This window comes from Pseudonocardia sp. MH-G8 (assembly GCF_002262885.1).
In the GTDB taxonomy this organism is placed as follows: Bacteria; Actinomycetota; Actinomycetes; order Mycobacteriales; family Pseudonocardiaceae; genus Pseudonocardia.
The window spans coordinates 24,903-38,693 of sequence record NZ_NKYF01000048.1 but is presented as its reverse complement, the minus strand read 5'-3'; the positions used below and the strand labels follow the sequence as shown (position 1 = coordinate 38,693).

At 69.3% G+C, this 13,791-nt stretch carries 16 protein-coding genes; 9 read left to right on the top strand and 7 right to left on the bottom strand.

What is annotated here, in order from left to right; genetic code table 11:
- Nucleotides 1-63 precede the first annotated feature (63 nt).
- From CFP66_RS45655 to cbbX, 3 genes are read left to right on the top strand one after another with little or no spacing between them, the layout of a single operon-like run.
- Complete coding sequence (locus CFP66_RS45655) at nt 64-1,473, top strand: form I ribulose bisphosphate carboxylase large subunit (protein WP_094931759.1); 1,410 nt, start codon at nt 64-66, stop codon at nt 1,471-1,473.
- 11 nt (nt 1,474-1,484) lie between these two features.
- Nucleotides 1,485-1,910, top strand: coding sequence for a ribulose bisphosphate carboxylase small subunit (locus CFP66_RS45650; RefSeq protein ID WP_094931758.1), 426 nt, complete (start codon nt 1,485-1,487; stop codon nt 1,908-1,910).
- A 1-nt stretch (nt 1,911) separates the two neighbouring features.
- Complete coding sequence (gene cbbX, locus CFP66_RS45645; protein ID WP_094931756.1) at nt 1,912-2,892, top strand: CbbX protein; 981 nt, start codon at nt 1,912-1,914, stop codon at nt 2,890-2,892.
- Nucleotides 2,893-2,909: 17 nt separating this feature from the next.
- Here the strand turns inward: cbbX and CFP66_RS45640 are convergent, their stop codons facing one another.
- The 6 genes from CFP66_RS45640 to CFP66_RS45615 all read right to left on the bottom strand — a co-directional run bounded on the left by CFP66_RS45640 (nt 2,910) and on the right by CFP66_RS45615 (nt 7,908).
- The gene (locus CFP66_RS45640; RefSeq protein WP_094931754.1) at nt 2,910-3,947 is read right to left on the bottom strand and encodes a class I fructose-bisphosphate aldolase; all 1,038 of its coding nucleotides are present in this window, start codon (nt 3,945-3,947) and stop codon (nt 2,910-2,912) included.
- Between the two features lie 55 nt (nt 3,948-4,002).
- Entirely contained in the window at nt 4,003-4,437 is a 435-nt protein-coding gene (locus CFP66_RS45635; RefSeq protein ID WP_094931751.1) for a CBS domain-containing protein, read from the bottom strand.
- 91 nt (nt 4,438-4,528) lie between these two features.
- Nucleotides 4,529-5,548 carry a class II fructose-bisphosphatase gene (gene glpX, locus CFP66_RS45630; RefSeq protein WP_094931750.1) on the bottom strand — a complete coding sequence of 340 codons (1,020 nt, stop codon included), beginning with the start codon at nt 5,546-5,548 and terminating at the stop codon, nt 4,529-4,531.
- A gap of 83 nt (nt 5,549-5,631) precedes the next feature.
- Complete coding sequence (gene hypB, locus CFP66_RS45625; protein ID WP_094931748.1) at nt 5,632-6,471, bottom strand: hydrogenase nickel incorporation protein HypB; 840 nt, start codon at nt 6,469-6,471, stop codon at nt 5,632-5,634.
- Nucleotides 6,468-6,806 carry a hydrogenase maturation nickel metallochaperone HypA gene (hypA, locus tag CFP66_RS45620; RefSeq protein WP_094931746.1) on the bottom strand — a complete coding sequence of 113 codons (339 nt, stop codon included), beginning with the start codon at nt 6,804-6,806 and terminating at the stop codon, nt 6,468-6,470. Before hypA ends, hypB begins: the two co-directional genes overlap by 4 nt.
- A gap of 40 nt (nt 6,807-6,846) precedes the next feature.
- The gene (locus tag CFP66_RS45615) at nt 6,847-7,908 is read right to left on the bottom strand and encodes an AraC family transcriptional regulator (protein ID WP_094931744.1); all 1,062 of its coding nucleotides are present in this window, start codon (nt 7,906-7,908) and stop codon (nt 6,847-6,849) included.
- Nucleotides 7,909-8,105: 197 nt separating this feature from the next.
- Between CFP66_RS45615 and CFP66_RS45610 the strand changes: the two genes are divergently transcribed.
- Nucleotides 8,106-8,483: a DUF1641 domain-containing protein gene (locus CFP66_RS45610; protein WP_094931742.1), complete on the top strand. Its 378-nt coding sequence runs from the start codon at nt 8,106-8,108 to the stop codon at nt 8,481-8,483.
- 104 nt (nt 8,484-8,587) lie between these two features.
- Nucleotides 8,588-9,028, top strand: a complete 441-nt coding sequence (locus tag CFP66_RS45605; protein ID WP_094931741.1) for a helix-turn-helix transcriptional regulator — start codon at nt 8,588-8,590, stop codon at nt 9,026-9,028.
- A gap of 45 nt (nt 9,029-9,073) precedes the next feature.
- Here the strand turns inward: CFP66_RS45605 and CFP66_RS45600 are convergent, their stop codons facing one another.
- A complete protein-coding gene (locus CFP66_RS45600) occupies nt 9,074-9,235 on the bottom strand; it encodes a GTP-binding protein (RefSeq protein ID WP_094931764.1) in 162 nt (53 codons plus the stop codon).
- Nucleotides 9,236-9,673: 438 nt separating this feature from the next.
- On the opposite strand from CFP66_RS45600, the gene CFP66_RS45595 reads away from it, so the two are divergent.
- The 4 genes from CFP66_RS45595 to CFP66_RS45580 all read left to right on the top strand — a co-directional run bounded on the left by CFP66_RS45595 (nt 9,674) and on the right by CFP66_RS45580 (nt 13,786).
- The gene (locus CFP66_RS45595; protein ID WP_094931738.1) at nt 9,674-10,207 is read left to right on the top strand and encodes a DUF1641 domain-containing protein; all 534 of its coding nucleotides are present in this window, start codon (nt 9,674-9,676) and stop codon (nt 10,205-10,207) included.
- 98 nt (nt 10,208-10,305) lie between these two features.
- The gene (locus CFP66_RS45590; protein ID WP_094931736.1) at nt 10,306-11,277 is read left to right on the top strand and encodes a hydrogenase; all 972 of its coding nucleotides are present in this window, start codon (nt 10,306-10,308) and stop codon (nt 11,275-11,277) included.
- Nucleotides 11,278-11,321: 44 nt separating this feature from the next.
- Complete coding sequence (locus tag CFP66_RS45585; RefSeq protein ID WP_094931734.1) at nt 11,322-12,929, top strand: nickel-dependent hydrogenase large subunit; 1,608 nt, start codon at nt 11,322-11,324, stop codon at nt 12,927-12,929.
- On the top strand, nt 12,926-13,786 hold the full coding sequence (locus tag CFP66_RS45580) for a hydrogenase maturation protease (protein ID WP_094931732.1): 861 nt from the start codon (nt 12,926-12,928) through the stop codon (nt 13,784-13,786). The genes CFP66_RS45585 and CFP66_RS45580 overlap by 4 nt, the downstream gene beginning before the upstream one ends.
- The last annotated feature ends 5 nt before the right edge of the window (nt 13,787-13,791 follow it).

Sequence of the window (13,791 nt, the reverse complement as noted above, 5' to 3'; positions counted from 1 at the left end):
CAGCAACGGCTCGATCTGGGTCCAGGCTTTGTCGGTCAGCTCCCCGCGCCCTACCACCTGGTCATGATCACCGACGGCAGGTCACAACCCTTACAGGACACGCCCTACGTCCCGAAGGACACCGACGTCCTGTGCGCCTTCCGGATCACCCCGCAGGAGGGGGTGCCGCCGGAGGAGGCGGGCGCCGCCGTGGCGGGCGAGTCGAGCACCGCGACGTGGACGGTGGTCTGGACGGACCGGCTCACCGCCCACGACCACTACCAGGCCAAGTGCTACTCGGTCGAGGCCGTGCCGGGCACGCCAGGGCAGTACATCGCGCGGATCGCCTACGAGATCGACCTCTTCGAGGAGGGCTCGATCGCCAACCTGACGAGCTCGATCATCGGCAACGTGTTCGGGTTCAAGCCGCTCAAGGCGCTGCGCCTGGAGGACATGCGGATCCCCGTCGCGTACGTGAAGACGTTCCAGGGTCCCGCGCACGGCATCGTCATGGAGCGCGAGTACCTGAACAAGCACGGGCGCCCGCTGCTCGGCGCCACCACCAAGCCGAAGCTGGGCCTGTCGGCCCGCAACTACGGGCGCGTCGTCTACGAGGCGCTGCGCGGCGGCCTGGACTTCACCAAGGACGACGAGAACATCAACTCGCAGCCGTTCATGCGGTGGCGGGACCGCTTCCTGTTCTGCATGGAGGCGATCAACCGCGCCCAGGCCGAGACCGGTGAGATCAAGGGCCACTACCTCAACGTCACCGCCGGGACGATGGAGGAGATGTACGAGCGGGCGGACTTCGCCAAGGAGCTCGGCTCGATCGTCGTCATGATCGACCTGACGGTCGGCTACACCGCGATCCAGTCGATGGCGAACTGGGCCAGGAAGAACGGGGTGATCCTGCACCTGCACCGCGCAGGACACGGCACCTACACGCGGCAGAAGTCCCACGGCGTGAGCTTCCGGGTGATCGCCAAGTGGATGCGGTTGGCCGGGGTGGACCACATCCACGCCGGCACGGTCGTCGGGAAGCTCGAGGGCGACAAGAACACGACCCTCGGATTCTACGACATCCTGCGCGCGGACCACATCCCCGCCGACCCGGTCAAGGGCCTGTACTTCGACCAGGACTGGCAGTCGCTTGCCCCGGTCATGCCGGTGGCCTCCGGCGGGATCCACGCCGGGCAGATGCACCAGCTGCTGGACCTCTTCGGCGACGACGTCATCCTGCAGTTCGGTGGCGGCACGATCGGTCACCCCATGGGGATCGCGGCCGGTGCCGAAGCGAACCGGGTGGCGCTGGAGGCGATGGTCAAGGCCCGGAACGAGGGCCGCGACTACGCCGCGGAGGGCCCGGACATCCTCAAGAAGGCGGCCGCGAAGTGCCGGTCCCTCGACATGGCCCTGGCCACCTGGGGCGACATCACCTTCGACTACGAATCCACCGACACCGCCGACGTCGTCTCGACGCCGACCGCCCTCTGAGGAGCCAGAACATGCGTGTCACCCAGGGCACCTTCGCGTACCTGCCCGACTTCACCGACGAGGAGATCACCAAACAGATCGAGTACTGCATCGACAACAACTGGCCGCTGTCGGTCGAGTTCACCGATGACCCCCACCCGCGCAACGTGTACTGGGAGATGTGGGGCCTGCCGATGTTCGACCTCAAGGACCCTGCCGGGGTGCTGATGGAGGTCAACGCCTGCCGGGCGGCCAAGCCCGGCCACTACGTCCGGCTCAACGCCTACGACGCACGGCTGGGGCGCCAGACCACCGCGCTGTCGTTCATCGTGCAGCGGCCGGCGCAGGAGCCGGGCTTCCGGCTCGAGCGACAGGAGGTCGAGGACCGCCGGATCCGCTACACCACGCGCGCCTACGCCACCGACCGTCCCTCCGGGGACCGGTACCGGCCGGAGTGACGTGTCGACCGCGCAGAGCGGCACCCCACGACCTGCCTTCGGATCGGCCGTCGAGGACGAGGAACGCGTCGAGCTCCTGCCCCCGGGCGCCGTGGTCGACCTGGCCGCGGCGCGCCGGGAGTCCGGTATCGACGACGTGCTGGAGCGGCTCGACACCGAACTGGTCGGCCTGGCGCCGGTGAAGACGCGCATCGCGGAGGTCGCGGCCCTGCTGCTGGTCGACCGCGTGCGCGAGCGGTACGGGATCGTGGCCACCCGCCCGACCCTGCACATGTGCTTCACCGGCAACCCGGGCACCGGCAAGACGACGGTCGCGCTGCGGATGGCCGATCTGCTGCACCGGCTGGGCTACGTGCGCCGCGGACACCTGGTGAGCGTCACCCGCGATGATCTCGTCGGCGAGTACGTCGGCCACACCGCCCCGAAGACGAAGGACGTCATCAAGCGCGCCATGGGCGGCGTGCTGTTCATCGACGAGGCGTACTACCTCTACAAGGTGGAGAACGACCGCGACTACGGCTCGGAGTCGATCGAGATCCTGCTGCAGGTGATGGAGAGCAACCGCGACGATCTCGTGGTCATCCTGGCCGGGTACGCCGACCGGATGGACACGTTCTTCGCGGCGAACCCCGGCATGCAGAGCCGGATCGCGCACCACGTCACGTTCCCGGACTTCACCGTCACCGAGCTGGAACAGATCGCCGTCGGGATGACCGGCGAGCTGTCCTACGGCCTGTCGGATCAGGCGCGCGTGGTGTTGCGCGAGTACCTGGAGCGGCGCGTCGGGCAACCCTGGTTCGCCAACGCGCGCAGCGTCCGGAACGCCATGGAGCGGGCCCGTCTGCGGCAGGCGCGCAGGCTCGTCGCCCGGGCGGACCCCATGGTCGACCTCGCGGCGCTGACCACGATCGAGCCGGAGGACCTGCTGGCCAGCCGGGTGTTCGGCGACGACGCCGCGGGCAAGACGGTGCGCTCGGGGTGACGCGCGGGTCGGGGCGTTCAGGCGAACGGGCGCCTGGCGGGTCGGGCGGGCGCGAGGCCCCGCACGGTGCGCTCGACACCCACCGAGAGCACCGCCTGCCCGAGGGCCACGCGAGCGGGTTCGCCGAGCCACGCCAGCAGCGGCGAGATGACGAGTGCGCCGCCGAAGGCGAAGGTGCGCGGCCACGGGGCGTCCACGCCCTGCATCGCGGCAAGGTTCGTGGCGGCGACCGCCGGCGGCAACCCGCCCGACATGAACGCCACGCCCGCAAGCTCGTTCGGGACCGCGGCCACGAGAGTCCTGACGCAGCGCCGAGCCACCGCGGCGGGAGAGCAGCGTCGCCTCGTGTACGCGCCCGAGACCACCATGGTCGGCCGCAGCACGACGGCGCCCGCGTCCACGCGCGCGTCGCCCAGCGCGCGGAATGTGTGTCGAAGGATCTTCAGCGTCGCCTCCGCACACTCACTGTGGGAGTTCGCGCCGTCCACGAGAACCCTGGGTTCGACGACGGGCACGACGCCCGCGGCCTGGCTGGCCGCGGCGAAGCGTGCCGTCGACTGGGCGTTCGCGCGCAGCGCCGCCATGCTCGGCCGCCCCGCGCCGACCTGGAAGACGGTGCGCCACTTCGCGAACCGGGCCCCGAGTGCGCGGTACCGCGCCAGGCGCGGCCCGACGGAATCCACGCCCTCGGTGATCGCCTCGCCGGCAGTCCCGGCGAGCAGGTGCACGCCTGTGTCGACGGCGACACCGGGCACCATCCCGAGGTCGCCCACCAGCCTCGGGAATGTCCGGCCGTCCGAGGCCCGCTGGCGGAACGTCTCGTCGCAGAGGATCACGCCGCTGATCCCCTCGTTCAGGTCCGGGGTCGTGACGAGGAGCTCGCGGAACGCCCGGCGGTTCCCCGGTGTCGAGGACACACCGGCCTTCTCGAGGCGAACCGTCATCGCGGCGGGGCTCTCGTCGGCGACGAGGATCCCGCGCCCGTCACCGACGAGAAGGCGCGCGGTCCGGCGTAGCTGCTCGAGGCCGCGCGACGCTCCCGGCTCAACCCCCATCGGATGTACCTCCGGTCGGCAGCACGTCGGACACTCCGGGGCCGCGACCCGGTGCTCAGCTCTTGGCGATGACGAGGTCGCGCAGCACCCCGGTCTGGAGCTCCATCTCCCGCAGCCGGTGCTTGACGAGGTCACCGATGCTCACCAGCCCCACCAGCTCACCCTTGTCGAGCACCGGCAGGTGCCGGAAGCGGCCGCGAGTCATCTGCGCCATCGCGTGGGTCAGCGAGTCATCGGGCCCACAGGTCGCCACATTGCGGGTCATGACGTCCGCCACCGAGGCCCTCAGCAGCTGCGAGCCGCGCGTGACCAGCGCACGGACGATGTCGCGTTCCGACACGATCCCGCAGATCTTGCCGTCGTCGTCGCACACCAGCAGTGCCCCGACCCCGGCACCGTGCAGCGCGTGCACCGCCGCTTCCACGTCGGAGTACGGGAGAACCGTGTGCACCGTCCGGCCCTTGTACGTCAGAATGTCCGCGATCCGCACCGTTCACCTCTTTCTGTTCGTCTCGCATGTCGGTTGAGCGCTCCGACCTGATGTGCGGTGGCCACGCGGTGCGTGACGTCCGTGGGCGGTGCTACTGGTAGTCGACCGCGCTGTAGCGGGCGAGCCGGTCGAGCCGGTGGTCGCTCTGCATCCGCCGGACGGTGCCGCTGCGCGCGCGCATCGCCAGCGAATCGGTGGTCGCGACGTCTGGTCCGTACCGGACCCCGCGGACGAGCTCGCCGTCGGTGATCCCCGTGAGGACGAAGAACACATCGTCACCGCGAACGAGATCGTCGACGTCGAGCACGGCTTCCGCATCGATCCCGGCGTCCTGCAGGCGCGCGAGCTCCGGGCCGTCGGCCGGAGCCGGTGTGCCCTGCAGCGTGCCACCGAGGCACTTGACGGCGCAGGCTGCGATGACGCTCTCCGCGGTGCCGCCGCTGCCGATCAGCAGGTCGATCCCGGTCTGCGGGCTCGCGGCGACGATGGCCGCGGTGACCTCACCACCGGTGAGGAAGCGGATCCGCGCGCCGGCGTCGCGCACCTCGCGGGCGCGTTCCTCGTGATGGGGCCGAGCGAGCATGCCGACCGTGACGTCCTCCACGTGACACTGCCGCACCTTCGCGAGCCGCTGCACGTTGTCGCGCACCGGCTGTCGCAGGTCGACGTGCTCCCGCGCCTCGCGCCCCGCGACGAGCACGTCCATCCGGGCGCAGGCCGACGGATCGAACAGGGCCCCTCGTGGCGCGACCGCGAGGACGGAGACCGCGTTCGCCAGCCCCTTGGTCGTGAACGTGATGCCGTCCACGGGATCGGCGGCGATGTCGTAGGCGGCGCCGGTGCCTTCGCCGACGAGCTCACCGCGGGCGAGCCGCACCTCACCGTCGGTGTCGCAGTCGGGGCCATCGCCGATCACCACCGTGCCGGCCATCTCGACCGTGCCGATCATGGCGCGCATCGCCTCGACGGCTGCGGTGAGCGCACCGGCCGGGTCGTTGCGACCGACCCAGCGGCCGGTGGCCATCGCGGCGGCCTCGGTGACCCGGACCAGTTCCAGTGCGAGATTGCGATCCGGGGCGGGTCTGGCCGCGCGTTCGGTGATGGGGGCCATGTCACTCCTGTCCGGTCCTCGGTGCCGAGCGCCACCGCAGCGATCGTGGACAGTCAACTGATCGATCGGTCCCGCCGAATCACCTATGCGGGGGAGGCGCCCGGGGAGATGCCGGCCGCGCTCGCGGGAAGGGCGCGGGCCGCGGCGAGCTCCGCGTGTCGAGCGGTCAGCCACGAGCACCACAGGTCGATCCCGGATCCGGTTCGTGCGCTCGTCTCGATGGCCTCGACGCCCGGATTGACGTTCCGGAGGTTGCGGTAGAAGGCCTCGATGTCGAAGTCGAGGTGCGGGAGCAGGTCCACCTTGTTGACCAGCACGAGATCGACGGATCGGAACATCACGGGGTACTTCAGCGGCTTCTCCTCGCCCTCCGTGATCGAGTAGACCATGGCCCGATTGTGCTCGCCGACGTGGAACTCGGCCGGGCACACGAGGTTCCCCACGTTCTCGACGATGACCAGGTCCAGGTCACCGAGCGGGAGCCGGGGCAGGGCGGAACGGACCATCGGTGCGTCCAGATGGCATTCGCCGCCGAAGCCGTTCGCGGTGTTGAGGAGTGCGACCTCAGCGCCGAGGCCCGTCAGGCGGTCTGCGTCGATGCTCGTCTCGATGTCGCCCTCGACGATGCCGACCCGCAGGTGGTTGCGCAGTCGCATGAGCGTCTGCCGCAGGAGCGCGGTCTTTCCCGCGCCCGGGGACGACATCAGGTTCACGGCCAGGACGTCCGCCTGATCGAAGTCCGCCCGGTTCGCGTCCGCGGTCTGGTCGTTCTCGTCGAAGATGCGCTCGAGGATCTCGATCCGATCGGACCCGGTCGTGTATCCGGAGTGATCTCCGACGGGGGCGTCGTGGCCGTGGCCATGGCCGTTCCCGGGGTCGTTGTGGTTCTCGTCGTGTCTGTGGAAACGGCCCACGAGCGTCATACCTCCATGAGGTCGAGAGAAGTGATGAGGAATTCCTCGCCGGCCACGATCTCGACGTCTTTACCCTGGCAATTCGGGCAGACGAGAACCGGTTCGGTGAGGGTGTGTTCGTGAGAGCATCCAGCGCAGCGGATCGCCGCGGGTACGCGCTCGATCTCGAGCGTCGCCGACTCGAGATCCGAACCCTCCGTCACGAGCTCCCAGCAGTAGGTGAGCGTGTCCGGAACGATCTGGCGCAGCTCGCCGACCCGGAGCCGGACGGTACGGACCGTGCTGCCCGCCGCGTGGCGTTCGACGAGCTTGGTGATGGCACGACAGATCGAGAGCTCGTGCACGTCGACCTCCTGAGTTCAGCGGACAGTCCGGGCGGCGGGGTCACCGGCGCAGGGTCTCCGACGGCGTCTCGCCCCATCTCTTGCGGTACTCGACCGAGAAGTTGCCCAGGTGGTGCATGCCCCAGCGTTGAGCGACGCTGGTGACGGTCACGCCGTCGGTCGGCAGTGCATCGGTGAGTTCCTCGCGGGAACGCGTCAGGCGTCGCTCGCGGATGTAGGCGACGGGGCTGAGGCCCAGCTCGTCGTGGAAGGCCTGCTGGACGGATCGTACGCTCAGGTGGACGCTGCGCGCGATCATCTCCAGCGTGATCCGCTCGCTCAGGTGCGCCTCGATGAAGTCGGTCGCCTCCGTGATCACCCGGCGTTCGGCGCGCACCACGGGCGTCGTGAACTCGTGGTGGTAGTTGGAGGGCTGCAGGTGCAGGAGGCTGCTCATCAGCAGCTCCTCGATCGCACCGATCCCCTGACCGCGCTGGACGAGCGAGCCTGCGTAGTACACCTCCGCGTGCAGCAGCTGCACCGCCGTGTTCCACCGCATCGCCGCCTCCTCGGCGAGGTCGAACGCCGGCTCGAAGGCGATGGGGTGCGGCAGGGTCCTCCCGATCAGCCTGGTGAGGTGCGCGGCCAGTGGCGGCTCCTCGATGCGGATCACCAGGACCGGCGAGTCGTGGCCGAACTCCATCCGGACGCCCGGGCCGGGGCTCGTGACCAGCGCCTGGACCGTGTTCGCCTCGATCGTGATCTCCTTCCCGTGGCACATGACCCGGCCGTTGGTCGGCATGCAGATCGTGAAGTACGGACCGAGGACCGGGATGTCGAGCGTTGCGGCGACGGTCAGGTCGAGGTAGAGCATGCTGATATCGCGAAGCCGCACGCCGAACAGGCTCGCCGCGAACCCCCGCTCACCCGGGCTGAACAGTGTGAGCGAACCGGGGGAGAGCACCTTGCCCAGCATCTGGGCGGCCGAGCGCACGTCCTCCGAGTAGAAGATCTCGTGCTGGGCCAGTGCGGGCGGAACGCCGCGGGACCGGACCTTGCGGCGGACCGGACCGGCGGTGCGCCGGGCGTCGATGAACCGCAGCCTCGACAGCCTCGACGTCATCTCCGGCGTCCCACGTCGGCGAATCCCCTGGTCACGAGCACCACAATGCAAGTCTGAGCAGCAACAGCTCGCATCAAAGACACAATCTCTTCGCAATCCTGATAGTCGCTGCGCGGAAACGATAGGCCGAGCCGGTGCATCTGCCTAGCGTGTGTGTCAGCTCACACATCGGACCCACCCGACGGACGGAGGCTCCCGTGGCCGTGAACGGTCAGCTCGTGGCGCGGTCCCCGGGCAGCAACCTGCTGCAACGCCTCGACGATCCAGGCACCGCCGCGGCACTGGGCCGGCTCCTCGACCACGCGGACCTGACCACTCTGTCCGGCGGCCTCGCCGGAGCCGCACCCACCATCAACGCCCTGCTCACCTCCGCGCTGATGACCGACCCCCGCACCGCCACCACACTCGAACTCCTTGGCGAGGCACTCGTGGAGGCCACCGAGGCGGACGCGAGATCGCCCACGGCACCAACCGGCGCGTTCGCCCTGCTCGGAGCGCTCAAGGCCCCCGACGTCGGTCGCGGTCGCGGCCTGCTGATCCAGGTCGCGAAGACCCTCGGCCGCAAGCTGCCCTGAGCCCCACCCGTACCGAGCCCGACGTGAGGTCGATGGCGTGCCCTCGCTGGGTGATCCACGCCCGCTCGACGTCCACCACCACCGACGATGCCGGGACCTGACACATGTCCGACCTGGAACCGCGCAACTTCATCCAACCGTGCCTGCTGCTCCTGCTGCGCGAATGTCCCGACCACGGCTACGAGCTCGCGGCCCGGTTGCGGACCATGCACGACGTCGACGGCGACGCGGGCGGGGTGTACCGGGCACTGCGGGGGCTGGAGCGCCAGGGGCTGGTGCGGTCGCAGTGGCAGGCATCCGACGTCGGGCCGGCCCGGCGCACGTATTCGATCACCCGGGAAGGAATCGCCAGCCTGGATGCGCGGGCCCAGGACCTGGCCCACGTGCACGAGGCGCTGCACGTGTTCCTCGATCGCTACGCGCGGGTGCGGAGGTGCGAGGAGCTGAACGGATCCGGGGTATCGGCCGATGCGCGTCGAGCTGGTGGCAGATCAGGTGGCAACGGCGTGCGCGCAGCCGATCCGAGTCGGGCGACCGGCCGTTGACCGGCTCCGCGCGGCCCGTCACGTGCAGGTCGCTCGCACCCACGCCTACCACTCCGGCAGACCGTCGCCGCGCGTTGCCGACACCTCCAGTACCTCGACGCCCGGCCGCGCCCGCCGCGCTCCTTCGGCGCACCGCGCGACGTCGAAGTCGACGTACGGGAGCAGGTCGATCTTGGTGAGCAGCACCAGGTCGGCGCTCCGGAACATGTGCGGGTACTTGTGGTTCGGCGCCACCAGAATGGCAGGCGCGGAACGTCTGCCTGCCGAGTGTCAGGTGATCCTGTAGCGCCGCGTCGGCGCATCCTTGGCCGTCACCGGCGGTGAGTACGGCGGTGGCGATGTCGTCGAACGTGGGGCACGCCGGCCCAGGTCCCGTGGTCGCGACCCGACCGATCAACGACGCCGAGCCGTAGACATCCGGCGTCACGGCGCGGCGTCCCGGCGGTGTCGCGGGGCGATCCGACGGTAGCCGCCCGGGTCGGCGGCGCTCATATGCAAGACCGATCGACGAGGCGCTCGCATCGGTTCCACAAGCTCTGCGCGATCCTGATAGTTGCTGCGTGGAAACGATAGGCCGAGCGGGTGTATCTGCTTACCGTGTGCGTCAGCTCACAGACCCGAACCAACCGACGCAGGAGGCTTCCCGTGGCCGTGAACGGTCAACTCGTAGCTCGGTCCCCGGGCACCGACCTGCTGGAGCGGTTGGACGATCCCGGGACCGCCGCGGCACTCGGCCAGGTCCTGGACCACGCGGATCTACTGGCCATGCTCGTCACCGGCCTCGACGGCTTCCTCCGCCGGGGCGACACCATCACCGAGGCCGTCGTGGACGGCGTGCACGAGCTGCGCAGTGCAGCGGGATCGACGCCGTCCCCACTGGCCGGCGTCGACGTCAAGGCGCTGCTCGCCAGCCTGACCACGCTCTCCAGCGGCCTCGCCGGGGCCACGCCAACGCTCAACGCCCTGCTCACCTCCAGCTTGATGACCGACCGCCGGACCGCCACGACGCTCGAGCTCATGGGCGAGGCACTCGTGGAGGCCAAGGAGGCGGACGCGAAGTCGCCGTCCGCGCCGACCGGTGCCTTCGGCCTCCTCCGGGTGCTCAAGGACCCGGACGTCGCGCGGGGTCTCGGCCTGCTGATCCAGGTCGCGAAGGCCCTCGGCCGCAAGCTGCCCTGAGTTCACCCGTACCCGGCTCGACCTGACGTCGGCAGCGTTCACCGCTGCCTTCACCACTGCGGCCCGCGTCGATGCGGATCCGAAGGAGAGGAGTACCCATGGCCTCCGTGCTGTGGTTCCAAGGAGGAGCGTGCAGCGGGAACACGATGTCGTTCCTGAACGCAGAGGAACCGAACGTCGTCGACCTGATCGTCGACTTCGGGCTCGACCTGGTCTGGCATCCATCGCTGGGCCTCGAGCTGGGCAAGAACGCACAGAAGCTGTTCTGGGACTGCGCGAACGGTGACCGACCGCTGGACATCTTCGTCTTCGAGGGTTCCGTGATCGAGGCACCGGACGGCAGCGGACGGATGGACATGTTCGCCGACCGCCCGATGAAGGACTGGGTGACCGATCTCGCCGCGCAGGCCCAGATCGTCGTCGCGATCGGGGACTGCGCATCGTGGGGCGGGATCCCGGCGATGGAGCCCAACCCGTCCGCCTCCACGGGGCTGCAGTTCCACAAACGCGCCAAGGGCGGGTTCCTCGGGCCGGACTTCACCTCCAAGATGGGTCTCCCGGTGATCAACATTCCGGGCTGCCCCGCGCACCCCGACTGGATCACCCAGATCCTCGTCGCACTCGCCACCGGGCGAGCAGGCGACATCAGGCTCGACGACCTGCACCGGCCGGAGACCTTCTTCAAGTCGTTCACCCAGACCGGGTGCACGCGGGTCCAGTTCTTCGAGTACAAGCAGTCGACATACTCGTTCGGCGAGGGCACCCGCACCGGATGCCTGTTCTACGAGATGGGCTGCCGGGGCCCGATGACGCACTCGCCGTGCAACCGGATCCTGTGGAACCGGCAGTCGTCCAAGACCCGTGCTGGTATGCCCTGCCTGGGTTGCACCGAGCCCGAGTTCCCCCACTTCGACCTCGCCCCGGGCACCGTCTTCAAGACCCAGAAGGTCAGCGGGACGATTCCGAAGGAGGTCCCCGAGGGCAGCGACCACCTGACGTACATGGCCCACGCCGCGGCAGCGCGCATCGCGGCACCGCAGTGGTCCAAGGAGGACATGTTCGTCGTCTGACCGACCCCTCCCCTGGAACCCCGGTCGTCCGGAAAGGACCCACCATGACCGCGCTCGACCTGCACGTGAGCCCGCTGGGCCGCGTCGAGGGTGACCTCGACGTTCGAGTGACCATTGAGGACGGCGTCGTCACGTCGGCCTGGACCGAAGCCGCGATGTTCCGCGGATTCGAGATCATCCTGCGGGGCAAGGACCCGCAGGCGGGGCTCATCGTCTGCCCCCGCATCTGCGGGATCTGCGGCGGTAGCCACCTGTACAAGTCGGCGTACGCGCTCGACACCGCGTGGCGCACGCACATGCCGCACAACGCCACGCTGATCCGCAACATCTGCCAGGCGATGGAGACCCTGCAGTCCATCCCGCGCTACTTCTACGCGCTCTTCGCGATCGACCTCACCAACAAGAACTATGCCAAGTCGACGATGTACGCCGAGGCGGTCCGCCGGTTCGCGCCGTACGTGGGCACCAGCTACCAGCCCGGCGTGGTGCTCTCCGCCAAGCCGGTCGAGGTCTACGCCATCTTCGGCGGCCAGTGGCCGCACTCCAGCTTCATGGTCCCCGGCGGTGTGATGTGCGCCCCGACGCTGGCCGACGTCACCCGTTCGATCGCGATCCTCGAGCACTGGAAGGACAACTGGCTCGAGAAGCACTGGCTCGGCTGCTCCGTCGACCGGTGGCTCGCCAACGAGACCTGGGAGGACGTGCTCGCCTGGGTCGACGAGAACGAGTCGCAGCACGACAGCGACTGCGGGTTCTTCATCCGCTACTGCCTCGACGTCGGCCTGGACAAGTACGGCCGCGGCGTCGGCAACTTCCTGGCCACCGGCACCTACTTCGAGCCGTCCATGTATGAGAACCCGACGATCGACGGCCGCAACGCGGCGCTGATCGGGCGGCAGGGCGTGTACGCCGACGGCCAGTGGCACGATTTCGACCAGGCCAGGGTCACCGAGGACGTCACGCACTCGTTCTACGAGGGCACCGGCTCGCTGCACCCCTTCGAGGGTGAGACGAACCCGATCGACCCCGCCGACGGCGCGAAGCAGGGCAAGTACAGCTGGGCCAAGTCGCCCCGGTACGACGTTCCGGGCCGGGGCTACATCCCGCTCGAGGCCGGCCCGCTCGCCCGCCGGATGGCGGCAGGCGGTCCCGGTGCCGCAGCCCACCAGGACAATGACGGTCTGTTCGTCGACATGGTCGACAAGATCGGTGCGAGCGTGTTCGTGCGGCAGCTGGCCCGCATGCACGAGGCGCCCAAGTACTACAAGTGGGCGCGGCAGTGGCTCGACCAGATCGACCTCAAGGAGAGCTTCTACACCAAGCCCGTCGAGCACGCCGACGGCAAGGGCTTCGGCTCCACCGAGGCCGCCCGCGGCTCGCTGTCGGACTGGATCGTCATCGAGGACAACAAGATCAAGAACTACCAGGTGGTCACCCCGACGGCATGGAACATCGGCCCCCGGGACGGCGCCGCGGTCCTCGGTCCGATCGAACAGGCGTTGGTCGGCTCTCCGATCATCGACCCGGAGGACCCCGTCGAGCTGGGGCACGTCGCACGCAGCTTCGACTCCTGCCTGGTGTGCACGGTGCACGCCTACGACGGCAAGTCGGGCCGGGAACTGTCCAAGTTCGTGATCAACGGAATGGTGTGATCCCGACGTCCACGGAACAGCACGTCACCGAGGCGGCTCCCGCCGTCGACATCGAGCCACCCGGATGTGCGGTGCTCGTCGTCGGCTGCGGGAACCTCCTGCGGGGTGACGACGGGCTGGGGCCGGTGCTCGTCCGGCACCTCTGGGAGCGCGGCGTTCCGTCGGGCGCCCGGCTCGTCGACGGCGGTACTGCCGGGATGGACGTCGCCTTCCAGATGCGTGGCGCCGAGCGCGTCGTGATCGTCGACGCCGCGGCCACGGGCTCCGCGCCGGGCACCCTGTTCCGGGTGCCCGGCGCGGAGCTGGCGGAGTTGCCTCCGCTGCAGGGCCTACACACCCACTCGTTCCGGTGGGACCATGCGATCGCGTTCGCCCGCTGGGCACTCGGCAGCGACTGCCCCACCGACATCACCGTCTTCCTCGTCGAGGTCGCCGACGTCTCCCTCGGGACCGATCTGTCCGAAACCGCAACGGCCGCACTGGAGCAGGTGATCGAGATCGTCGAACGCGAGTACCTTGCCCCGCTGCGGCCCGACCCCGGCACGGGCGATGCCACCGTCGAGTTCACCGAGGACGGCTATCTGAGGCTGGACGCGGAGCTCGCCGCAGCGCGGTTCCCGTCCGACGCTGCGGTGGCCGCAGTCCGCGAGGGTCAGTTCTGGCTCATCCCGCTGCGCGGTCCGCGCAGCGGCGGCCTCCTGCTCAAACAACGGAACCCGGCGGGCGATCGCTCCGTGCTGGTTCGGGAGATGCTCGGTGACCAGGGCATTGGCGACCAGGTGCCGATCGGCCGCCGGCCCGCCCACTGGGACGACGAGCAGGCGGCGCTGCGCATTCCGTTGGAGCGGGAGTCGTGATTCGC